Origin of the sequence: Albimonas pacifica (assembly GCF_900113695.1) — a bacterium.
Lineage (GTDB): Bacteria > Pseudomonadota > Alphaproteobacteria > Rhodobacterales > Rhodobacteraceae > Albimonas > Albimonas pacifica.
In genome coordinates this window covers 129,322-151,263 of the sequence record NZ_FOQH01000008.1, presented here as the reverse complement: position 1 = coordinate 151,263, position 21,942 = coordinate 129,322, and the positions used below count along the sequence as shown (strand labels likewise).

Sequence of the window (21,942 nt, the reverse complement as noted above, 5' to 3'; positions counted from 1 at the left end):
GGCGCGAGCCGGACCGACCTCGCTTCGCCCGCCCCCGTTCCGCCCGCACCGCGCCTTCCCGACCGACCCCGACGAACCGCATCGCCCGCCCCTCGCCGCCCCTCAGCGCGGCGCCGCTCGAGACGTCCGCACCGCCATGTTCCGCATAGGACAGACCCTCGCCGCCGGCCCGTTCTTCGTGCTGGGCTTCACCGTGCTCGCCATCTGGAGCCTCGCGGCGACCTCCGAGTACGCGGTGCCCGTGGCGCTGGCGATCCTGGCCTGGTTCCTGGTCAACGGCCTGACCACCGCGCTGATGCGCATCCGCTTCGTCGGCCGCTTCCGCCGCGGCGGCGTCCGGGTCGTGGCGGTGGCGATCCTGTTCGGCGCCCTGGTGATCGCGGCGCAGATGGTGGTGCTGTCGCTGTCCTCGCTGACCGACGACCTGACCCTCTACGGCAACCCGCTGTTCCTGCGGGTGTGGTACTGGCTCAACGGCCAGGGGCTGAGCGACCACCTCACCAAGGAGGCGCTGTTCGAGCGCTTCGCCGGCGAGGGCGGGCTGACCGCGATGCTGGACATGGCGCGCTCGGCGGTCTCCGACGCCTCGCTGATCTTCCTTTACACGATCTTCCTGCTGACCGACGACCGCTTCTTCCAGGCCAAGCTGCGCAACCTGGTGCACGACGCCACCAACCTCGCCCGCCTGCGCGCGATCATGGACGAGATCGGGCACGAGACCGGGCGCTACCTGTGGCTGATGACGCTGGTCAGCGCCGGCGTCGGCGTGACCACCTCGGCGACCTGCTGGGCGCTGGGGATCGAGGGCGCGGCGCTGTGGGGCTTCGTGGCCTTCGCGCTGAACTACATCCCCACCATCGGCTCGCTGCTGGGCGTGGCCGTGCCCACCGCCTTCGCCACCCTGATCACCGGCGACCCGGGGACGGTGCTGCTGCTGGCGGCGATGCTGGGCGTGATCCAGTTCATCGCCGGCAACGTCATCGTCCCGCGCCTGATGGGCGACCAGCTCAACCTCTCGACCTTCGTGATCCTGCTGTCGCTGGTGGCCTGGGGGGCGATCTGGGGCGCGACCGGCATGTTCCTCGCCGTGCCGATCATGGTCGTCCTCGTGATGATCTTCTCGAAGTTCGAGACCACCCGCCCCATCGCCATCCTGCTGTCCAAGACCGGCGAGGTGCCGCGTCCCGAATGGGCCTCCCCCGACCGCGAGCTGCATGTGGATCCCGTCTCGGGCGAGGTCACGCGGCGCGAGCTGGTGGTGCCGGCCGGGGGCGAGACCATGCACCGCGCGGCGGCCGAGACGCACCGCGCCTCCACCTCCGCCTCCGGCCACGGCGAGGCGTCCCACCGCCCCGCCGGCGAGCGCGAGGAGCGTCGCGGCGGCTACGACGACGACGCCCACGCCCGCCGCCGCGGCTGAGGCGCGGGACGGGCGTCGGCGAGCGGGCCCTGCGTCAGCGGAAGCTCGGCCCGTGGGCCCACAGCGTCAGCGACCAGCGCCGGCCGCGCGTGACCGGCGCGACGCGGTGCAGCGCGAAGGCGGGGAAGGCGATCGCCGCCCCCTGGGCGCGGTCGGCGGTGCGCGGGCGGCCGTCGCCGTTGATCTCCAGCTCGCCCCCCTCGTAGTCGCCGGGATCCGAGAGCTGCACCACCACCGTCAGCTTGCGCCGCCGCGCCAGCGGCCCGTCGCCCACGTCCGAATGCCAGTCGAACCCGCCCTGCTCCGACCCGTCGTAGAGCGCCACCTGCGCACGTTCGTCGAAGCCCTCGACGGCGAAGTCGAAGGCGGCGCGGTTGGCCTCGGCGAAGGCGCGCGCGAGGCGGGCCGAGATCCACTCGGTCTCCGGCTGGTCGTCGAGCCAGGCGATCCGCGCGCGGCGGATCTCGGACTGTCGGCGCCCGCCGACGAGACGGGCCTCGGCCAGCGAGGCCGCTTCGGCGAGGGCGATCACCTGCGCGCAGTCCTCGGACGAGAACAGCGCGGGCAGCGCGTGGGGCGTGAGCATGGGGGCAAGGAACCGGACGCGGGCCGGGAAGCGGCGCGCCCGGGCCGGTTTAGGGCAAGCGGAGCCTCCGTCTCGCCCGTTCGCGACGCGGCCGGCGTCGCGTTCGGCGCATTCCGGCCCCGGCCCGCCCCCGCCGGCCGCGCCCCTGCCGGGCCCGCCCCCGCGCGCTCAGGGCCCGGCGAGCGCCAGCGCCGCCGTCAGCCCGTCCCCTCCGCAGGCGAGGCCCAGACCCGCGCGCGAGACCTCGGCCGAGGCGAGGTTCGCGCGGTGGCCCGGGCTCTCCTCCCACAGCGCCAGCAGGGCCGCGGCGTCGGCGATGGGCCCGGCCGCGAGGTTCTCGGCCGCCGTGCGCCAGCCCACGCCCGCGGCGCTCAGCCGCTCGCCCACCCCCGCGCCGTCGGGGCCGCGATGGGCGAGCCGGCCCTGCGCGGCCAGCCGCTCCGCCCAGGCCTGGGCCGCGGCCTGCGCGCCGGGATCGACGCGCAGCGGCGCGAGGCCGCGGGCGGCGCGCCAGTCGGAAAGCAGCGTCGAGAACGTCTCGCGGAACGCCGCCCGCGCCTCGGCGTCGCGCGGACAGGCGGCCGCGCCCGAGGCCGCCAGCGCCGCGGCCATCGCCAGCGCCGCCGCCCTCATCCCAGCCCCCGCACGATCAGCGCGGCGCCGGCGAGGCTGAGCACCGCCAGCACGCCGGCGCGGAAGGTCCGCTCCGGCAGCCGCCGGCGCAGCGCCGCGCCCGCGCGCACGCCCGCCACCGAGAGCACGATGCCGCTCAGCGAGATCGTGGCCGTCTCGACCGTCATGATCCCCAGCCGGGTCAGCGCCGCGCCCATGGCGAGGGTCGACAGGGTGAAGGAGAGGTTCAGCGTGTGCAGGAACACGCCCCGCGGCATCTCCAGCGACATCAGGAAGGGGGTGATCGGCAGCACCTGGCTGCCGGTCAGCCCGTTGATCACGCCGGTGACCAGCCCCACCCCAGGGGCGAGCGGCCGCTCGAGCGCCGGGCGCAGGCGCCAGTGGGGGGTGGCGAAGGCGAAGGCGCACCAGGCGACCAGCGCGCAGCCGAGCGCGGCGCCGGCCATGTCGCCGTCCACCCGCCCCAGCAGCGCCGCGCCCGCCAGCACGCCCAGCGGCGCCGCCGCCAGCATCGGCCAGAAGCGCCGCACGGCCGGCGCCACCGGCCCCGCCCCCAGCATCACCGTGACGTTGGAGGCGAGCGAGGGCGCCAGCACCAGCGGCAGGCTGGCCTTCAGCCCCAGCGACAGCGCCAGGATCGGCAGGCAGGAGGTGGAATAGCCCAGCCCCGTCGCGCCCTTCACGAAGCCCGCGAACAGCATCGCGAAGACGATCACCGCCAGCTCGCCGCCGGTATAGGAAAGCGTCATCCGGTCCCCTCGACCCGTTCCCGCGCCCTGCCCCTGCGCAGCCCGCGACCGGGGCCGTCATGCGCCCGGCCCGCGCGATTGTCCAGACCAGCGCCCGGCGCGCCCCCGCGGCTCAGGCGCCCGCGCGCACCAGGTGGTTGTCCCAGGCGAGGCCCGGCGTCTCGCGCCGCGCCGTCTCGCGCCCGTCCGGGCCGATCCAGCGCAGCCAGCCCATGCCGTCCGAGAGCAGCAGCCCCGCCCCCGCCGGCGCCGCGCCGCAGACGTCGGGCTGGTCGATCTCGGCCAGGAACGCCCCCGTCTCCACGTCGAACAGATGCGCGACCCCGCCGCGGGGCGAGGTCACCGCCGCCATGCGTCCGTCGCCGGAGAAGGCGACCGAGCCGCCGTAGCCCTTCAGCCGGCGCTGCGCCTCGGCCGGCGCCTCCAGCAGCCGCAGCGCCTCGCCGCGCCGGTGCAGGGCGAGGATGGCGGGGGCGCGCGCGGCCTCCCCCTCCCACTGCATCGCGGCCGCGATCGTGCCGTCGGCCCGCATCGCGATATGGCGAAGCGAGGCCTGGCGCGCCGGCGGCTCCACCGCCTCCAGCACCGCGCCGGACCGCGGGTCGAGATAGGCGAGCGAAGGGCGCATCGAGGGCAGGTTGAGCTTCTGGCGATCCATCGCCGGGTCGGTGAAGATCCCGCCGTTCGCCACCGCCAGCACGCCGTCGGCCATCTCGATCACGTCATGGGGGCCGAGCCCGCCCGAGGGGATCTCGCCCAGCCGCCGCCAGTCGGCGGCGTCCCAGACGCCCAGGATCCCCCGCTCGCGCGCATAGTCGTTCTCGGGCGTATAGAGCCGGGTCCCGTCGGCGGAGATGCAGCCGTGGCCCATGAAATGCACGCCCTCGGGCGTCTCCAGCCGCGCGATCCCGGCGCCCGTGACGAGGTCGACGACCAGCCCGAAGGTCCCCGGCCGGCGCGCGAAGGCCACCGCCTCGGGCCTCGCGGGATGCACGGCGGCCGCGTGGCCGCGATCCGGCAGGGGCAGGCGGAACAGCTCCGCCCCGTCCGCCGCGAGCCCCACCAGCGCGAAGGCGCCCGAGGGGAGCCGGGCTGCGACCAGGTGGGCGAGCGCCGGCGAAAGCTCCGCCCCGCCTGCCGCCTGCATGAGGCTTCCGTCCATCGCCGCCTCCCTCAGTCGCCGTCGAGCGCGTTGAACCCGGGCGAGATGCCGACCGCCGGCCCCGCCAGATGCTCGAACCGCTCGCGGGCGGTCTCGGCGGCGGACTGCACGGACTCGATGGCGAAGCGGCGGCCGGGGTCCTCGACCGCCTCGTGCAGGGGCGCGGGCGCGCGGCGGGCGAGCTGGATCGCCCGCTCCCATCCCGCGCGCTGGGATTTCAGCGCCTCGGGCTCGAGCGCGGGCGCGAAGCACTCGGCCAGCGTCGAGAGCGCCTGCAGCGACAGCTCCACGTTGCGCAGGCTGCGCGCGGAGCGCCAGGCCTCGGCCTTCGCGGGCCAGGCGCGGTCGAAGGTTCCCAGCGGCTCGCCCAGGCGCTTCTCGATCGTCATCCGCGCGCCGCCCATCAGGGCGGTGTAGAGGACGCGCGGCGGCTCCTCGACGCTGCGGTAGATGACGCCCTCGCCGCGGGCGGCCCGGCGCATGTCGGGGGCGTGGCTGTCGCGCCAGTCGACGTGCAGCGCCTCGGCGGTGCGCGCGAGGTCGGCGGCGATCGCGGCCAGCAGCCGGCAGGGGTAGCCGCCCGAGAGATCCGGGCGCCCGGCGTCGAACACCAGCCGCTCGACCGCCATCAGCCCGCGGGCGGCGACCGAGACCTCGTGGAACGCCTCGGGGTCGTCGACCACCGGGTCCTCGTCGGCCAGCAGCCCGTCGACGGAGCGGCGCACGAAGCCGCGCGGGTCGGGCCAGAACTCGACGGCGAGCGCCCGCCCCTCCGCCTCGGCGGGGCCGAAGCGCAGGTGGCTGATCGCCATCCAGTCGTCGAAGGCGCGGTGGTAGGCGGCGCGCAGCACCGAGGGGCGCGCGCAGCCCTTCGCGGCCTCGGCCAGCGCCGCGGCGGCGGAGGCGAAGCGCTTGTGGCCGGGCAGCACCTGGGTCTCGAGCGCGGCCTCGGCGATCTTCGCCAGAACCTCGGTCGAGGTCGCGGCGGAGGTGCGGCGCGAGGCGACGAAGGGCGAGGCGATCATCGCCGCCCCCAGCGCCATGAACCCCCGGCGGGCGGGGCCGCGCGGGCGGGCCGCCGCGCCGGCTCCATCGCCGGGCTTCGCCCCGGCTCCATCGCGGGGCTTCGCCAGCGCCTCATTGCGGGGCTTGGCCCCGGGGGCGTCGCGGTCGTCTTCGCGGTCGGCGTCGTGATCGGGGGGCATCACAGGGACTCCAGGAAGCTCAGCAGGGCGGCGCGCTCGGGCGGGGGCATGGCGACGACGCGGTCGCGGGCGGCCTGCGCCTCGCCCCCGTGCCACAGGATCGCCTCCAGCAACGTGCGGGCGCGCCCGTCGTGCAGGAATTCGGTGTGGCCGCTGACGGTCGCGGTCAGGCCCACGCCCCACAGCGGCGGGGTGCGCCACTCGCGGCCCGTGGCGCGCGCCTCGGGGCGGCGGTCGGCCAGGCCCTCGCCCATGTCGTGCAGCAGCAGGTCGGTGTAGGGCCAGATCAGCTGGAAGGACTGCTCGGGCCGGTCCTCCAGCCGCTGGGTCACGAAGCGGGGCGTGTGGCAGGCGGCGCAGCCGGCCGCGTGGAAGGCCCGCTTGCCGGCGAGCGCCTGCGGCGCCTCCCAGTCCCGCCGCGCCGGCACGGCGAGGTTGCGGGCGTAGAAGGTCACCAGCCGCAGCGCCTCTGCGTCCGCCTCGAAGCCGTCGCGCTCGGGGTCGTCGCCGTGGGGGGCGTCGCGGCACTCGGTCTGCGCGGGCATGCACTCGCCCCAGGGGGCGGGGTGCAGGGGGGTCGAGATGCCGATGTCGCCCGCGAAGGCCGCGGCCGACTGCTCCTCGACCGTGGCCTTGCCGGCCTTCAGCCCGAAGCGGCCCAGCAGCGGGCGCTGGTGGCGCGCCGACCAGACCACGTTGGCCCGCCCCGAGATCCCGTCCCCGTCCGCGTCCTCCGGGTCGGCGTTCGCGAGGATGTCCTCGACCGAGATCGCCTCCAGCAGCCCCAGCCCGATCATCTGCGGCGCGATGCGGGGCGAGAGCATCGCCCCCGCCGCCAGCGGCCCGTGGCCGAGGTCCCCGGCGCGCCAGCTCGGGCGGCGCAGCTCGGCGGTCTCGTCGCCCGCCAGCGCGACGGTCTCGTAGGTCCACTCCACGCCCAGCCGGTATTCCGGGGTCATCCCGGGCAGCGCGAAGTCCTGCAGCTGCTCGCCGTAGACCGGGTCCGGCAGGGTGGCGAGGTATCCCTCCACCGCCTGCAGCCCCGCGGGCAGGTCCGAGGGCTCGCCCGGGACCGAGACGCGCAGGAAGATCGTGCGGGCCGCGCCCTCCCCCTCCCCGCCCTCGGGCGGCACGTGCCCGCGCCCGTCCTTGAGGTGGCAGCGCTGGCAGGAGCGGGCGTTGTAGTAGGGCCCCAGCCCGTCCGAGGCCTTCGTCGAGGACGGCGAGGAGACCCACAGCTTGCGGAACAGCCCGTTGCCGAGCTTGAAGTCCATCTCCCGCTCGAAGGGCATGTTGGCCGAGGACTGGGAGAACGCGTCGCGGTTGGCGAGCTTGCGCGAGGTGGCGGCGCCGCCCGGCATCGCCTCGAAGGGCTCGGCGGCGGAAAAGTCCTCGACCGGCGCCAGCGCCACGGCGATGCGCGCCCGCTCGGCCGGCGTGCGCGGCACGACGGGCAGCGCGGGGTCCTGGAGGGCGGCGGCCGGGATCCCGCCGGCCCCGAGCTCCCCCGCCCCGGCCGCGACCGGCGCGGCCAGCGCCAGGGCCAGCAGCGGCAGCGCGCGCGACACGCGGCGGGATCGGGCGGCGAGGACCATGACGACTCGGCTCCGGCATCAACCCGAGCGGTATGGTCGGAAATTCGCGCCGCCCGCAAGGCGTCGGCCGGTCACAGTGCGCGGCGCCGCCCCCTGCCCGGCCGGCGCCGCGAAGCCAGGCGCCCGACGATGACGTTCTCGTAAAATGACGAACAATGTCGCGCGTCGCCGCAATATAAGCCCGCGTATCGGAAACATTGAGTTTACGCATTCCCCGGCCCGTCGTTTTACGCAGCGCCTGCATGGTCGAAACGGAGGCCCCCTCCGGACCTGCGCCGCATTGTCACAAAGGAGTCACGCTCGGCGTGGAGATAAGGGGACCTTACCCAGGACCGACCCCGTTGCGGTCCAAGGCAGACTGGCTCTCGAGCGGGGCCGCGTCCTCCCGCGCGGACCCCGACCTGATGAAAGGCCCCCCTATGCCTGTCCCCCCTCCCTCGCCCGGGCCGCGCTGGCCCCGGGGCTCGCGCTGGCGCTGGCCGGCCCGGCCGCCGCGCAGACCATCCCCGAACTCGAGTGGCCGCTGCTCGGCGGCACGCTGGAGCTCTACGGCCAGATCAACCGCGGCGTGCTGGTCTATGACGACGGCCGCCAGACCGAGGTCTATCCGTTCGTCGACGCCGCCAACTCGAACTCGCGCATCGGCCTGCGGTTCGAGAAGGACTTCCGGACCTGGTCCTTCGAGAACGTCTACGAGATCGGCTACGACCCCTACTCCACCGGCCGGGTCAACGTGGTCGACGATTCCATTTCCGACCAGGAGTGGCAGCTGCAGAAGTCGAACATCCGCCGGATCGACTTCATCTTCCACTTCGCCCAGTTCGGCGACCTCTCGGTCGGCCAGGGCGGCATGGCGACGGACGGGGTGGCCGAGCGCGACCTCTCGGGCACCGGGCTGGTGGCGTCCTCGGCGCTGGCGGACTCGGCCTCGGGGCAGCTCTTCCGCTTCACGGGCGCCGGGGGGCCGGGCTCGATCTCGGGCGTGTCGGTGGGCGACGCCTTCGCCAACTTCGACGGCTCGCGCCGGGTGCGCGTGCGCTACGACACGCCGCGCTTCGCAGGCTTCGGGGTCTCGGCCTCCTACGGGCGCGACCTGCTCAACGACAGCCGCGCGGTGCGCGAGCAGAACCTGTTCGACGCCTCGCTGTCCTATGTGGGCGGCTTCGGGGACTTCGCGCTGCAGGGCGCGACGGGCATGGCGCTGCGCGACGACAACGACGCGCGCTACCTCGCCTCGGCCACCACCCTGCACAAGCCCACGGGCCTGAACCTCACCCTCGCCGGAGGCCTGACCGAGGGCGAGGCCTCCTTCGTCTACACCAAGGTCGGCATCACGCGGGACCTGGTGTCCTGGGGCTCGACCTCGTTCTCGGTGGATTACTACACCGGCGACGACGTGAACCTGGACGCGGGCGCGGGCATCACCTCGTCCTCTTCGGACAGCTACGGCCTGGCCGTGGTCCAGAAGATCGACGCGGCCAATCTCGAGGTCTACGCGACCTACCGCAACTACGACTATTCCGACAACTCGGCCGACTACTCGGACGGCGACGCCGTCTTCACCGGCGTGCGCTTCCGCTTCTGAGCGGCGGCCCGACCGCAAGACAGAAGGGCCGCCCCCACCGGGGCGGCCCTGTTGCGTTGCAGATCCGGACGAGGCCCGGGGCGCAGATCCGGGCGAGGCCCGGGGCGCAGGCCCGTCCGCTTACTGGAAAACGGCCGTGGGGTTGTCGAGGCTGTCCGACCCCTCGAAGGCGATGGGCTGCAGGTTCAGGGCCGCGACCGCGCGCTCGATGGCGCGGGTCTGCTCGACCAGCGCCTCCACCGCGCCGCCGATCAGCGCCTCGCCGGCCTGCGAGCCCCGCGCCAGCATCTGGTCGTAGGAGAAGCCCGCCTCGGCCGCGATCTTGATCTCGCCGAGCGCCTGCACCGAGCGGTCCAGCGCCTCGCGCAGGTCGGCGTCGGTCTGCGCGTCGGTCTCGGCCACCAGCTCGGAGACGGAGGGGCCGGACACCACCGTGCCGTCCACCCGCACGTAGCGCCCGGTGTAGACGTTGCGCACGCCGATGCCGTCGTAGAAATGCGAGTTGTGGGTGTTGTCGGAGAAGCAGTCGTGCTCCTCCTCCGGGTCGTTGAGCATCAGGCCCAGCTTCATGCGCTCGCCCGCCTGCTCGCCGTAGGAAAGGCTGCCCATGCCGGTCAGGATCGCCACCACGCCCGCGTCGGGATCGGCCATCAGCGCCTCGCGCGCCGCGCCCGCGTCGCCCCAGGCGCCCACGATCTCCTCGAGGTCGGAGACCAGCAGATCGGTCGCGGCCGTGAGGTATTCGGCGCGGCGGTCGCAATGGCCGCCGGTGCAGGCCTCGCCCGCCGCGTAGTCGGTCCAGGGGCGGGCGCCGGCGCCGTGGTCCGTGCCGTTCAGGTCCTGGCCCCACAGCAGGAACTCGATGGCGTGGTAGCCGGTGGCGACGTTGGCCTCGATGCCGTCGGCCTCGTGCAGGGTCTGCTGGAGCAGCTCGGGCGTGATCTCCGAGGCGTCGACCGTCTCGCCGTTCAGCTCGAAGCTCTCCGAGGCGACGACGTTGATGCCGGCGTAGGGGTTCTCGTCCGTGGCGCCGCCGTCCTCGACGTAATCGATCAGGCCCTCGTCCAGCGGCCAGGCGTTCACCCGGCCCTCCCAGTCGTCGACGACCGGGTTGCCGAAGCGGAACGCCTCGGTCTGCTGGTAGGGCACGCGGGCCTGCAGCCAGGCGGCCTTCGCGGCGGCCAGCGCCTGGGGCGAGGCCTCCGAGGTCAGCGCCGCGACCGCTTCCTGCAGGCGCTTCGCGGTCGCCAGGCTGTCCTCGTAGCCCGCCTTCGCGATGTCGGCGTAGGTCGCCAGAACCTCGGTCTTCTCCACCGCCGCGGCGGGGAGGGCGAGAAGCGCGAGCGGGGCGGCGACGAGCGCCAGGCGGGCGGCGCGGGAAGGAGCGGGCATCGGAGATCTCCTGCGATGGGCGTCGGACGGGCTCGGATCTCCCCGCTGGTTAGCCGAGCGAAACGCTCGGGAAAAGGGGCGCGGCGAGTCCCCGATCAAAAAAGTCGGTTTCCGCAGGTCCCGAGCGGCCCCGCGCTGCGCCGTGCGGACGGCGTGCACGACCGCGGGCGGGACCGGCGATTGTCGAGCGGGGCGAAAGAAAATTGCTGATCGGCGGTCAATTCCGTTGCGTCGCCTTGCCTGCGACAACTTGACGAAGGCGTCGCGCCCCTCCTAGCGTCCGTTCCACAACGCAATTCCGCGGAATGGGAACCGGTCCGGGAGGGATCGCCGGTCCCGCGCCGCGCAGGGAGGAATTCGCCATGAAGCTCGTCGTCCGCCTCGCCGCGGCCGCGTCCCTTGCGGCGCTGGCCGCAGGCGCCGCCTCGGCCGAGATCAGGATCGCCCATGTCTACGGCAAGACCGGCCCGCTGGAGGCCTATGCCAAGCAGTCCCACACCGGGCTGATGATGGGGCTGGAGTACGCCACCGGCGGGACCATGGAGATCGACGGCGAGAAGATCGTCGTGATCGAGAAGGACACCCAGCTCAAGCCCGACCAGGGCAAGGCGCTGCTGGCCGAGGCCTATGGCGACGACGACGTGGCGCTGGCGGTCGGCCCGGTCTCCTCGGGCGTGGCGCTGGCGATGCTGCCGGTCGCGGAGGAATACGAGAAGATCCTGATCGTCGAGCCGGCGGTGGCGGACTCGATCACCGGCGAGAACTGGAACCGCTTCATCTTCCGCACCGGGCGCAACAGCTCGCAGGACGCGATCTCGAACGCGGTGGCCTTGGGCAAGGAGGGGGTGAAGATCGCCACCCTCGCCCAGGACTACGCCTTCGGCCGCGACGGCGTGGCGGCGTTCAAGGAGGCGCTGGCGGGCACCCCGGCCGAGCTGGTGCACGAGGAATACGTGCCCACCGACACCACCGACTTCACCGCCGCGGCCGAGCGGATCTTCAACGCCATGAAGGACCTCGACGGGAGCAAGAAGCTGTTCGTGATCTGGGCGGGCGGCGGCAACCCGATGTCCAAGGTCAACGCCATGGACCCCTCGCGCTTCGGGATCGAGATCGCCACGGGGGGCAACATCCTCGCCGCGATGCCCGCCTACAAGGAGTTCCCGGGCATGGAGGGGGCGACGTATTACTACTACGAGATCCCCAAGAACCCGATCAACGACTGGCTGGTCGAGCAGCACGAGGCCCGTTTCGGCTCGCCCCCCGACTTCTTCACCGCCGGCGGCATGGCCGCGGGGCTGGCGGTGGTCGAGGCGATCAAGAAGGCCGGCGGCACCGACACCGAGGACCTGATCGCGGCCATGGAAGGCATGGAGTGGCAGACCCCCAAGGGCCTGATGAAGTTCCGCGCCGAGGACCACCAGGCCCTGCAGTCGATGTATCACTTCAAGATCAAGGTCGACCCCGAGGTCGAGTGGGCGATCCCCGAACTGGTCCGCGAGCTGACCATCGAGGACATGGACATCCCCATCCGCAACTGAGGCGCAGACCTCGGCGCGAGGGCGCCCCGGGCTCGACCCGGGGCCTCTCGCGGCCCGCCCCGGGCGACGCCCTCGGGGGCGGGGCGCGACGGCCGCCGGGGGACGCGGCCTCCACGGCCAGGACGACGGCGCGACGACCTCCTCGGGAGGCGCTCGCGGCCCGGGCGGAGGCGGTCTCGCCGCCGCCCGCCCGCCCACCCCGGCGGCGAGACCGCCTCCGCCCTCCTTCCGGCGCCCGGCTCCGGGGCGGGCGTCGCCAGAAATCGCAGACCTCACGGCGGAGCTTCCCTTGACCGATCCCGTCCTCGAGACGAAGGGCCTCACCATCCGCTTCGGCGGGCATGTCGCGGTGGATCACGTCTCCTGCGCCTTCGGGGCGGGGGAGCTGACCGCCATCGTCGGGCCCAACGGCGCCGGCAAGACCACCTATTTCAACCTGATCTCCGGCCAGCTGCCCGCCACCGAGGGCCAGGTGCTGCTGGAGGGGCGGGACGTCACCCGCGCCTCCGCCTCGACCCGCACCCACCTCGGGCTGGGGCGGGCGTTCCAGCTGACCAATCTGTTTCCCAGCCTGACGGTGCGCGAAAACGTCCGCCTGGTCGCCCAGTCCAAGGCCCGCAAGGGTTTTGATATGTTCTCCATGGCCTCCCGCCACCCGGAGCTGATCGAGGCCGCGGACCATGCGCTGGAGCGGGTGCGGCTGACGCGGCTCGCCGACCAGACCGTCTCGGCGCTGTCGCATGGCGACCAGCGCAAGCTGGAGGTGGCGCTGCTGATCGCGCTCCAGCCCCGCGTCTACATGTTCGACGAGCCCACCGCCGGCATGTCGATGGACGAGGCGCCCGTGGTCCTCGACCTGATCGCCGAGCTGAAGGCGGAAGGCGGCCACGCGATCCTGCTGGTCGAGCACAAGATGGACGTGATCCGCACGCTCGCCGACCGCATCATCGTCCTGCACAACGGCGCGCTGGCGGCGGACGGGGAGCCGGCCGAGGTCATGGCCTCCGCCGTCGTGCAGGAAGCCTACCTCGGCAAGGAGATCGCCGATGTCTGAGCCGCTCCTGCGCCTCGAGGGCGTCTTCACCGACATCGAGCAGTATCACATCCTGCAGGGCGTCGACGTCGCGGTCCCCGCCGGCGAGGTCACCATGCTGCTCGGCCGCAACGGCGCCGGCAAGACCACGACCCTGCGCACCATCATGGGCCTGTGGCGGGCCCGGCAAGGCCGGATCCTGCTCGACGGCCGGGACATCGCCGCCCTGCCCACCCCGGTCATCGCCCGTGCGGGCGTGGCGCTGGTGCCTGAGAACATGGGCGTCTTCTCCGACCTCTCGGTCGAGGAGAACATGGTGCTGGCGGCCGTCTCCGGCCCGCTGGACCGGGCGCGGCTCGACTGGATCTTTTCCGTTTTTCCGCCGCTGAAGACGTTCTGGAAGCTGCCCGCCGGAAACCTCTCGGGTGGGCAGAAGCAGATGCTCTCCGTCGCCCGGGCGGTGTGCGAAGAGCGAAAGCTCTACCTGATCGACGAGCCGTCCAAGGGCCTCGCCCCCGCCATCGTGGGAACGCTGGTGAAGGCGCTGAAGGACCTGAAGGCCGCCGGCGCGACCATCCTGCTGGTCGAGCAGAATTTCTCGATGGCCCGCGCGCTGGGGGACCACGTGGCGGTGATGGACGACGGCAGGATCGTATGGACCGGAGCGATGGCCACGCTCGCCGCCGACCCCGCGCTTCAGGAGAAGCTGATGGGTCTCAGCATGGAAGGGGGCCACGGATGACCGAGCTTGCGCCCGAGCACCGCCCCACATTCTCCCGCGCCTCGCTGGCGGACCGGCTGTCGCCCCACGCGCCGGTGCTGCTGCTGCTGGCGCTGGCGGCGCTGGGGTGGCTGGCGATCGACCAGCAATCCTCGTGGCTGACGCTGACGGTCTCGGGCCTCGCCATGGGGATGATGATCTTCACCATGGCCGCGGGCATGACGCTGGTGTTCGGCCTGATGGACGTCATCAACTTCGGCCACGGCGCCTTCGTCTCGGTCGGGGCCTTCGTCGGCGTCACCGCGCTGATGCTGATGCCGGGGATGACGGCCGAGGCCTCGATCTGGCTCAACGGCTTCGCGGTGCTGCTGGCGGTCGCCTGCGCCATGCTCGCCACCGGCGTGATGGGCTACGCCTTCGAGCGGGTGATCGTGCGCCCCGTCTACGGCGCCCACCTCAAGCAGATCCTGGTCACCATGGGCGGGCTGATCGTGGTCGAGCAGCTGATCTACGTCCTCTGGGGCCCGGTCGAGATCTTCATCGAACGTCCCGCCGCCTTCCAGGGCGCGATCACCTTCGCCGGCGCCGCGCTGGAGAAATACCGGCTGGTGGCGGTGGCCCTCGGCCTCGTGGTCTTCCTCGCCCTGCGCCTGACCCTGAAGCGCACCCGCATCGGCCTGATCGTGCGCGCCGGCGTCGAGAACGGCGAGATGGTGCAGGCGCTGGGCTACCGCATCGAGCGCGTCTTCATCGGCGTCTTCGTCGCGGGCTCGGCGCTCGCGGGGCTCGGCGGCGTGATGTGGGGCCTCTACGAGCAGGTGATCACCGCCCACATGGGGCAGGAGACGATGATCCTCGTCTTCATCGTGATCATCATCGGGGGGCTCGGCTCGGTCGAGGGCTGCTTCATCGCGGCGCTGATGGTGGGGCTCCTGCAGAACTACGTGGCCTTCCTCGCGCCCAAGGCGGCGCTGATCTCCAACATCGGGCTGATGGCCGCGATCCTGATGTGGCGGCCGCAGGGGATGACCCCTGTCGTGAAAGCGAAGTGAGGGCCCCATGCTGACCCGGATCCTCTCGGGGGACATGCCCCGCTCCCGCGCCCTGAGCCTGGTGCTGCTGGTCATCTTCCTCTGCCTCGCCTTCGCGCCGTTCCTGTTCCCCGGCACGCGCTCGCTCGAAACCGCGGCCCGCATCTCGGTCTTCATCGCGCTGGCGGCGAGCTACGACCTGATGCTGGGCTACGCGGGCATCGTCAGCTTCGCGCACACCATGTTCTTCGGCATGGGCGCCTACGGGGTCGCGCTGGCCTGCGAGAACATGGAGCGCGGCTTCCTGCCCGTGGTGGTGGGAACCCTAGCCGGCGCCCTGCTCGCCGCCGCCGTGGCGCTGGTCATCGGCCTGTTCTCCCTCCGCGTGCGGGCGATCTTCTTCGCCATGATCACGCTGGCGGTCGCCTCGGCCGTGGCGGTGCTGGTCTCCCAGCTCAGCGCGATCACCGGGGGGGAGGACGGCCTCTCCTTCTCGATCCCGCGGGAGCTGACGCCCGCCTTCCGCTTCGCCGAGGGCAAGCTGCTGGGCGCCAGCCTCAACGGCAAACTGCTGAACTATTACCTGGTCTTCGGCGGCTCGCTCGTGATCTTCCTCGGGCTGCTGCGGGTGGTGAACTCGCCCTTCGGCCGGGTCCTGCAGGCGATCCGCGAAAACGACTTCCGCGCCGAGGCGATCGGCTATCGCGTGGTCGCCTTCCGCACGCTCGCCACCTGCCTCTCGGCCGCCTGCGCGGCGCTCGCCGGATCCTTGTTCGCGATCTGGCTGCGCTACGTCGGGCCCGGCACGGCGATGGGGTTCGAGATCATGATCGACGTGCTGCTGATGGTGGTGATCGGCGGCATGGGCACGCTCTACGGCGCGGCCATCGGGGCGACCCTGCTGGTGCTGGCGCAGACCTACCTGCAGGAGGTCATGGCCGGCGCGGCCGAGACGACCGCCGGCCTGCCGCTGCTGCCCGACCTGCTGAACCCCGACCGCTGGCTGCTGTGGCTGGGGCTGCTGTTCATCGCCTCGATCTACTTCTTCCCCTCAGGCGTGGTGGGGCGGCTGCGGCAGGCCCGGCGGCCGGCGGGGCGGACGTAACCAAGCCTTAGAGGATTCCGGCGCAGAAGACGCCGAGCGGCGGCGCGACCCCTCCGGGCGCGCCGCCCCTCCCGCGTCCGCAGCTCCGGAGCCCTCGCCGATGACGATCGCCCTGCCCGCCCGCCTGTCCGCCGTCGCCGTCTGGGCGGCCTGCCTCGTGGCCCCGCTGGGCGTGATCGCCGCGGCAGGGGTCGCGGCGCTGAGCGCGCCGCCCGCGGCCGCCTCGGCGCTCGACCTCGCCGTCGCCGTCCACCGGGAGGGGGAGGCCGACGCAGAGACCTCGATCACGCTCGCCGAGCTCGCGGCCATGCCCCAGACCCGGGTCCGCGCCGTGACCCCCTGGACCGAGGGCGTGGTGGAGTTCGAGGGCGTGGCCTTCGCCGACCTCGCCGCCCGCGTGGGCGCGAGCGGGGGGCCCGTGGCCCTGACCGCGCTCAACGCCTACCAGATCACGCTCGACGCCGGGCAGATCATCGCCGACGGCGGCGTGCTGGCGATGAAGATGGACGGCAAGCCCATGTCGGTGCGCGACAAGGGCCCGCTGTGGCTGGTCTTCCCGTCCGAGGCCCGCCCCGAGCTCGCGGCCACCGACAACACCCATATGTGGATCTGGCAGGTCAATGCGATCGCCTTCGGCCCGCGCTAGGCGCTGGCTGGACTGGCTGCCGTTCCCGGTCGCGGCGGCCGCCGTCGCGATCTTCGGGGTGATGGTCTGGTCGGCCAGCGTCGACTTCCGCGCCACCCGCGAGCTGGAGGAAAGCCGCGCCGCCATCGTCGAGGGCGCAGTCTCCTGGCTCGCCCACCAGACCGAGATCGAGATGCTGCGCCTGGCCGACCGGATCGCCCAGGCCCGGGCCGCGGGGGCGGCGCCCGACGCCTCCGCCCCCTCGCCGATCCCCGACGCCGTCGCCCTGCAGTACGACATCCTGTGGAGCCGGCTCGACCTGCTGACGACCGAGAGCTTCTCCGCCCGCGTGCAGGTCGCGCGCGACGGGCCTGCGCACCTGCGCCGCCTCGCCGCGATGATCGAGGCGCTGGAGGCGCTGGACGCGCGCCTGGGCCTCGTCCCCGGAGCGCCCCCGCCCGAGGATCCGTTCCCCCACGCCGACGCCGCGCTGGAGGCGATGCTGGGCTTCGTGCGCGCCTGGGAGGAACCGCTGCGCCGCATGGGCCGGGCCGTCTACGACGACGAACTGCGCCTGCGCCCCCAGCTCTTCCAGGCGCTGAGCGAGCTGCGCGAGCGTCAGCGCCGCCAGCAGATCCGCTTCGCCGTGCTGGCGCTGGCCTCGGGCCTCGCCGCCGCGCTGGCGCTGCGCTTCGTGCTGCGGCTGGCGAGCCGGCTGCTCGCCGCGCGGGCGCGCTTCGACGCGGCCCTCGGGGCCTCGGCCAACGGCGTCGCCTTCTTCGACGAGGCCGGCCGCCTGCAGCAGTGCAACGAGGGGTTCCGCGCCCTCCACGCCGTCGAGGGCATGACCTGGGCGGAGGGGCGCACGGCGCGCGAGCATTTCGCGGCCCTCGCCCCCCACGTCCCCGACGCGACGGGGCGCGAGAGCCAGTGGGCCGAGGCCGAGGCCGCCCTCTACGGCCCCGCGCGCGAACGCCGCCTGCAGGTGCGCGCCGACGGGCGCAAGCTGCTGGTCGACAGCGGCCGCCCGACCGAGGGCGGCTACATGATCGCCGTCGCCGACGTCACCGACCTGGTCGCCGCCCGCGACAAGGCCGAGGCGCTGTCGGCCGAACGCTCGGAGATGCTCGCCGTCATCGGCCACGAGCTGCGCACCCCGATCGCGGCGCTGATCGGCGCGCTGGAGCTCGCCGACGAGGGCGAGGGGCCGGGCGATCCCGTCCGCCGACGCCACCTGTCCAACGCCCGCCAGGCCGCGGAGGTGATCGCGACCATGTCCGAGGACGTCTTCGAGTTCGCCGCCGTCACCGGCGGCACGCTGGAGAGCAAGCCCCAGGACTTCGACCTCCACGACCTCTTCGACGCGGTCTGCGTGGCCACCGCCCCGCGGGCGGAGGCGCGGGGCCTGGCCTTCCAGGCCGACCTTTCGGCGCTGCGCGGCGCCTGGGTGCGCGCCGACCGGGTGCGCCTGCGCCAGGTGGCGGAGAACCTGCTGACCAACGCGCTCAAGTTCACCCGCCGGGGCCATGTGGCGCTGCGCGCCTATCTCTCCGAGCCCGACGGCGAGGGCCGCCGCCGCCTGCTGGTCGAGGTCGAGGACACCGGCCCCGGCGTCCCGCCCGAGGCGCGCGCCCTGATCTTCGAGCCGTTCCGCCAGCACTGGGGCGCCGCGCGCCGCCGCGCGGGAGCGGCGGCCGAGGCCGACGCGCCCCGCGGCTGGACGTCGCCCGCGCCCCTGCTCGCGCCGCCCGCCGCCGCGCCCGGACGCAGCCCCTCGGCCGAGCGGCGCACCGCGACCCGCGGCCTGGGCCTGGGCCTCGCGATCTGCCGGCGGATCCTGGCGGGGATGGGGGGCGAGATCGAGCATCGCCCGCGCCCGGGCGGCGGCTCGATCTTCTGGTTCTCGGCGCTGGTCGCGCAGGCCAGGCGTCCCGCCCGCCGCCCCCGCCCGGCGCTGGCGGCGCTGGAGGGGGCCGGCGCCTCGGTCCTGCTGGTCGAGGACGATCCGCTGCTGGCGGAGGTCACCCTCGCCCAGCTCGCGCGCGCGGGCTTCGCGGCCGACCATGCCGACACCGCCGCCGGCGCGGCGGCGATGGGCACGGCCAGGGCCTACGACCTGGTGCTGCTCGACCTGCAGCTTCCCGACGGCACCGGCGCCGACGTCGCCCGCGCCCTGCGCGCCGCGCCCGGCGGCTCGCGCGACAGCCTGGTGGTGGCGCTGACCGCCTATGCCGACGAGGAGGTGGTGGCCGAGGTCCGCGCCCAGGGCATCGATCACATCCTCACCAAGCCGCTGGCCCCGGACCGCATCGCCGCGATCCTTCGCGGCCGCGCGGGCGCCGCCCCGCAGGAGGCCCTGCCATGACCGCCGGATCCCAGCAGCCCCCCGAGGCGATGGACGCCGCGCGCCTGTCGGACCTGCTGTGCGTGATGGCGCCTGACCGGCTGGGCGCCCATGTCGCGGGCCTGCGCGCCGCGCTGCAGGGGATCGCGGGCCCCGGCGCGCCTCCCCTGCCCCGCGCGACAGAACCCACGGCCTGGACCGGCCTCGCCCGCCGCGCCCATGCGGCGGCGGGCCATGCCCTGCTTCTTGGGTTTCCCGGGATCGGGGGGCGGCTGAACGCGCTGGAGGGCGCGGCCAAGCGCCAGGACCCGGAGGCCGCCGCCGTCGCGCTCGCGGCCCTGCGCGAGGAGCTCGCGGCCGGCGGGCCGCGCCTGCCGCCGATCTGAGCCGGCGCGGAGCGCGCCGCGGCGCCTGACGGGCGGACGGCGCTCAGTTGCGCCCGTTGGGTCCGCGGCGGTCGCGCGCCTCTGGATGGGCCTCGTCCACCTCGCCGGCGTGCAGCAGGGGCGCGACCTCGCCGGAGCGCGACACGTCGGCCGCCTCCATCAGCGCCGCCACCCGCTCCAGCGAGGCGACCAGCATCGACTGCTCCCAGTCCGCCAGCCGGTCGAACTTCTCGGCGAAGCGCGACTGCAACGGATCGGGCGCGGCCTCTAGCGCGGCCTGCCCCTCGGGCGTCAGCGACAGCCAGAACTGGCGACGGTCGGTCTCGCCCCGCCGGCGGCGCACGAAGCCGCGCGCCTCCAGCTTCTCGATCAGCGCGGTGGCGGTGGCCTGGGCCACGCCGACCGACTGGGCGATGGTCTTGGGCGTCGCCTCCGCGCGCTCGGCCAGGTGGTCGAGCACCATGAGCTGGGGCGTGGTGAGCCCGGTCTCCCGCGCCAGCGCCCGGGCCGAGCCCTCGGTCGCGCGGAGGATCCGGCGCAAGGCCACCAGCGAAGATTTCACGCGGTCCTGCATGGCGGAGCGGGTTCCAGGGACAGACGGCAGCGCGGCCGCTGCCAGCGACCTCGCCGCATCATATTCGAAGGATCGTGCGTTTAAAGCCATGACGTGGATTTCGTTCCGCCTCCGAAGGATTTCCAGCCCCTGAACGCGAAATAAATTTACGAAATGAAGTTTACTGGCGCGAAAATATGCAGCCTGAAAACGCATAACTAATTGATTTTGCTTGTGTGAAATCACCTCAGCCACGCGGGTGCGCAAAAACTCCTTCGGGGTTGAAATTTCCATGACCCCCCGTATCTTTCAATCAACCGAAACGACCAACGATGGACTCATGCCCCGCGACACTCTCCAGACCGATCTTCCGACCCTTCGCACGCCCACCGCCGAAGATGGCGCGGCCGTGTGGGACCTGATCCGGAACTGCGAGCCGCTGGACCGCAACTCGCTCTACTGCAACCTGCTGCAGTGCGATCACTTCGCCGACACCTGCGTGGTGGCGGAGAAGGACGGCGAGACGCTGGGCTGGATCTCGGGCTACATCCCCCCGCAGGAGCCCGACACCCTGTTCATCTGGCAGGTGGCGGTCTCCGAGAACGCCCGCGGCATGGGCCTGGCCGGCAAGATGCTCCAGGACCTGCTCGATCGGGAGGTCTGCGCGGACGTGAGCCGCCTGAAGACCACCATCACCCGCTCCAACGACGCGAGCTGGGCGCTGTTCCGCCGCTTCGCCGACCGCCAGGACGCGGTGCTGAAGCGCGAGCCGCACTTCAAGCGCGACGACCACTTCGAGGGCCGTCACGACACGGAATACATGGTCACCATCGGCCCGTTCGGGGCGCTCGCGGCCGCCGCCGCCTGAGCCCCGGAGACCGACCGGGGCCCGCGGCGTCCTCACCGATCGCGCGGGTCCCGGAAGGGCCCATCCCCAGACCATCGACAAGAAGGGAGGTTCTCCCATGACCTCGACCGAGCATACGGCCGACCTGAGCATCTACACCCGGCGCGAGTCCGAGGCGCGCAGCTACTGCCGCTCGTTCCCCACGTCCTTCGTCTCGGCGCGCAACGCGCGGATGACCGACGCGGACGGGCGCGAATACATCGACTTCCTCGCCGGCTGCTCTTCGCTGAACTACGGGCATAACGACCCCGACATGAAGCAGGCGGTGATCGAGCACCTGGCCGCCGACGGCATCGGCCATGCGCTGGACTTCCACACCGGCCCGAAGCAGGCGTTCCTCGAGACGTTCGAGCGCCTGATCCTCGAGCCGCGCGGCATGGACCACAAGGTGATGATGGTCGGCCCCACCGGCACCAACGCGGTCGAGGCCGCGATGAAGCTGGCGCGCAAGACCACGGGCCGCGAGAACATCGTCGCCTTCACCAACGGCTTCCACGGCATGACGCTGGGCGCGCTGGCCGCGACCGGCAACGCCGGCAAGCGCAACGGCGCGGGCATGGCCCTTTCGGGCGTCACCCGCCTGCCCTACGAGGGCGCCTTCGGCGAGGGCGTGGACACGCTCGCCCAGATCGAGGCGATGCTGGAGAACCCCTCCTCCGGCCTCGACCACCCGGCCGCGTTCCTGCTGGAGCCCGTGCAGGGCGAGGGCGGCCTGAACGCCGTCTCGGCCGAGTGGCTGCGCGGTCTCGACCGCATCGCCAAGAAACACGGCATCCTTCTGATCCTGGACGACATCCAGGCGGGCTGCGGGCGCACCGGCACCTTCTTCTCCTTCGAGGAGATGGGCGTCGAGCCGGACATGATCCCGCTCGCCAAGTCGCTCTCGGGCATGGGCCTGCCCTTCGCCTGCCTGCTGCTGAAGCCGGAGCTGGACGTGTGGAAGCCCGCCGAGCACAACGGCACCTTCCGCGGCAACACCCACGCCTTCATCACCGCGCGCGTCGCGCTGGAGAAGTTCTGGGCCGACGACGCCTTCTCGAAGGAAATCAAGGAGAAGGCCGAGATCCTCAACCATCGCCTGTCGGCCATCGCCGGCATGATCCCCGAGGCCCGCGTCAAGGGCCGGGGCATGATGCAGGGCGTGGACGTGGGCTCGGGCGAGCTCGCCGAGGCGATCTGCGCCGACTGCTTCAAGGCCGGCCTGATCATCGAGACCTCGGGCGCGCACGACGAGGTGGTCAAGGTGCTCTGCCCGCTTACCATCGAACGCGAGACCCTGACCCAGGGGCTCGACATCCTCGAGGCCGCCGTGGCCGCCCGCGTTGCGGGCCAGGCCCCGAAGATGGCCGCCGAATAAGGAGTTACCGCC

20 protein-coding genes are annotated in these 21,942 nt (G+C 73.0%); 12 read left to right on the top strand and 8 right to left on the bottom strand.

The window, feature by feature from the left end; translation table 11 throughout:
- The first annotated feature begins 136 nt into the window (after positions 1–136).
- Positions 137–1,420: an AI-2E family transporter gene (locus BM064_RS17885; protein WP_092861833.1), complete on the top strand. Its 1,284-nt coding sequence runs from the start codon at positions 137–139 to the stop codon at positions 1,418–1,420.
- 34 nt (positions 1,421–1,454) lie between these two features.
- On the opposite strand, the gene BM064_RS17880 is transcribed toward BM064_RS17885, so the two are convergent.
- The 6 genes from BM064_RS17880 to BM064_RS17855 all read right to left on the bottom strand — a co-directional run bounded on the left by BM064_RS17880 (position 1,455) and on the right by BM064_RS17855 (position 7,350).
- Positions 1,455–2,006: a 2OG-Fe(II) oxygenase gene (locus BM064_RS17880; protein ID WP_092861831.1), complete on the bottom strand. Its 552-nt coding sequence runs from the start codon at positions 2,004–2,006 to the stop codon at positions 1,455–1,457.
- A 168-nt stretch (positions 2,007–2,174) separates the two neighbouring features.
- The gene (locus BM064_RS17875; protein ID WP_092861829.1) at positions 2,175–2,639 is read right to left on the bottom strand and encodes a CAP domain-containing protein; all 465 of its coding nucleotides are present in this window, start codon (positions 2,637–2,639) and stop codon (positions 2,175–2,177) included.
- A complete protein-coding gene (locus BM064_RS17870) occupies positions 2,636–3,388 on the bottom strand; it encodes a sulfite exporter TauE/SafE family protein (protein WP_092861827.1) in 753 nt (250 codons plus the stop codon). Before BM064_RS17870 ends, BM064_RS17875 begins: the two co-directional genes overlap by 4 nt.
- A gap of 112 nt (positions 3,389–3,500) precedes the next feature.
- Positions 3,501–4,550 (bottom strand): DUF1513 domain-containing protein, encoded by a 1,050-nt coding sequence (locus BM064_RS17865; RefSeq protein WP_092861825.1) that lies wholly within the window; start codon positions 4,548–4,550, stop codon positions 3,501–3,503.
- 11 nt (positions 4,551–4,561) lie between these two features.
- The gene (locus BM064_RS17860; RefSeq protein WP_092861823.1) at positions 4,562–5,755 is read right to left on the bottom strand and encodes an imelysin family protein; all 1,194 of its coding nucleotides are present in this window, start codon (positions 5,753–5,755) and stop codon (positions 4,562–4,564) included.
- Complete coding sequence (locus BM064_RS17855; RefSeq protein ID WP_092861821.1) at positions 5,755–7,350, bottom strand: di-heme oxidoreductase family protein; 1,596 nt, start codon at positions 7,348–7,350, stop codon at positions 5,755–5,757. The genes BM064_RS17860 and BM064_RS17855 overlap by 1 nt, the downstream gene beginning before the upstream one ends.
- 568 nt (positions 7,351–7,918) lie before the next feature.
- On the opposite strand from BM064_RS17855, the gene BM064_RS17850 reads away from it, so the two are divergent.
- Positions 7,919–8,935: a hypothetical protein gene (locus BM064_RS17850; RefSeq protein ID WP_092861819.1), complete on the top strand. Its 1,017-nt coding sequence runs from the start codon at positions 7,919–7,921 to the stop codon at positions 8,933–8,935.
- A 120-nt stretch (positions 8,936–9,055) separates the two neighbouring features.
- Here BM064_RS17850 and BM064_RS17845 read toward each other — a convergent pair whose 3' ends face one another.
- The gene (locus tag BM064_RS17845; RefSeq protein WP_092861817.1) at positions 9,056–10,327 is read right to left on the bottom strand and encodes an imelysin family protein; all 1,272 of its coding nucleotides are present in this window, start codon (positions 10,325–10,327) and stop codon (positions 9,056–9,058) included.
- A 362-nt stretch (positions 10,328–10,689) separates the two neighbouring features.
- Here BM064_RS17845 and BM064_RS17840 point away from each other — a divergent pair, with 362 nt between their 5' ends.
- The 8 genes from BM064_RS17840 (at position 10,690) to BM064_RS17805 (ending at position 19,113) form a co-directional block, all read left to right on the top strand.
- Positions 10,690–11,868, top strand: coding sequence for a substrate-binding domain-containing protein (locus BM064_RS17840; RefSeq protein ID WP_092861815.1), 1,179 nt, complete (start codon positions 10,690–10,692; stop codon positions 11,866–11,868).
- Positions 11,869–12,157: 289 nt separating this feature from the next.
- A complete protein-coding gene (locus tag BM064_RS17835; protein ID WP_092861813.1) occupies positions 12,158–12,922 on the top strand; it encodes an ABC transporter ATP-binding protein in 765 nt (254 codons plus the stop codon).
- Positions 12,915–13,643 (top strand): ABC transporter ATP-binding protein, encoded by a 729-nt coding sequence (locus BM064_RS17830; protein WP_092861811.1) that lies wholly within the window; start codon positions 12,915–12,917, stop codon positions 13,641–13,643. The genes BM064_RS17835 and BM064_RS17830 overlap by 8 nt, the downstream gene beginning before the upstream one ends.
- Positions 13,640–14,674 carry a branched-chain amino acid ABC transporter permease gene (locus BM064_RS17825; RefSeq protein ID WP_092861809.1) on the top strand — a complete coding sequence of 345 codons (1,035 nt, stop codon included), beginning with the start codon at positions 13,640–13,642 and terminating at the stop codon, positions 14,672–14,674. The genes BM064_RS17830 and BM064_RS17825 overlap by 4 nt, the downstream gene beginning before the upstream one ends.
- A 7-nt stretch (positions 14,675–14,681) precedes the next feature.
- Complete coding sequence (locus BM064_RS17820; protein ID WP_092861807.1) at positions 14,682–15,758, top strand: branched-chain amino acid ABC transporter permease; 1,077 nt, start codon at positions 14,682–14,684, stop codon at positions 15,756–15,758.
- Positions 15,759–15,858: 100 nt separating this feature from the next.
- Positions 15,859–16,404: a putative pterin-binding protein gene (locus BM064_RS17815; protein WP_092861805.1), complete on the top strand. Its 546-nt coding sequence runs from the start codon at positions 15,859–15,861 to the stop codon at positions 16,402–16,404.
- Positions 16,379–18,748: a hybrid sensor histidine kinase/response regulator gene (locus tag BM064_RS17810; protein ID WP_092861803.1), complete on the top strand. Its 2,370-nt coding sequence runs from the start codon at positions 16,379–16,381 to the stop codon at positions 18,746–18,748. Before BM064_RS17815 ends, BM064_RS17810 begins: the two co-directional genes overlap by 26 nt.
- On the top strand, positions 18,745–19,113 hold the full coding sequence (locus tag BM064_RS17805) for a hypothetical protein (protein ID WP_092861801.1): 369 nt from the start codon (positions 18,745–18,747) through the stop codon (positions 19,111–19,113). Before BM064_RS17810 ends, BM064_RS17805 begins: the two co-directional genes overlap by 4 nt.
- 43 nt (positions 19,114–19,156) lie before the next feature.
- Here the strand turns inward: BM064_RS17805 and BM064_RS17800 are convergent, their stop codons facing one another.
- The gene (locus BM064_RS17800; RefSeq protein ID WP_092861799.1) at positions 19,157–19,687 is read right to left on the bottom strand and encodes a MarR family winged helix-turn-helix transcriptional regulator; all 531 of its coding nucleotides are present in this window, start codon (positions 19,685–19,687) and stop codon (positions 19,157–19,159) included.
- A gap of 319 nt (positions 19,688–20,006) precedes the next feature.
- On the opposite strand from BM064_RS17800, the gene ectA reads away from it, so the two are divergent.
- Positions 20,007–20,534, top strand: coding sequence for a diaminobutyrate acetyltransferase (gene ectA, locus BM064_RS17795; protein ID WP_092861797.1), 528 nt, complete (start codon positions 20,007–20,009; stop codon positions 20,532–20,534).
- A 97-nt stretch (positions 20,535–20,631) separates the two neighbouring features.
- Entirely contained in the window at positions 20,632–21,930 is a 1,299-nt protein-coding gene (gene ectB, locus BM064_RS17790; protein WP_092861795.1) for a diaminobutyrate--2-oxoglutarate transaminase, read from the top strand.
- The last annotated feature ends 12 nt before the right edge of the window (positions 21,931–21,942 follow it).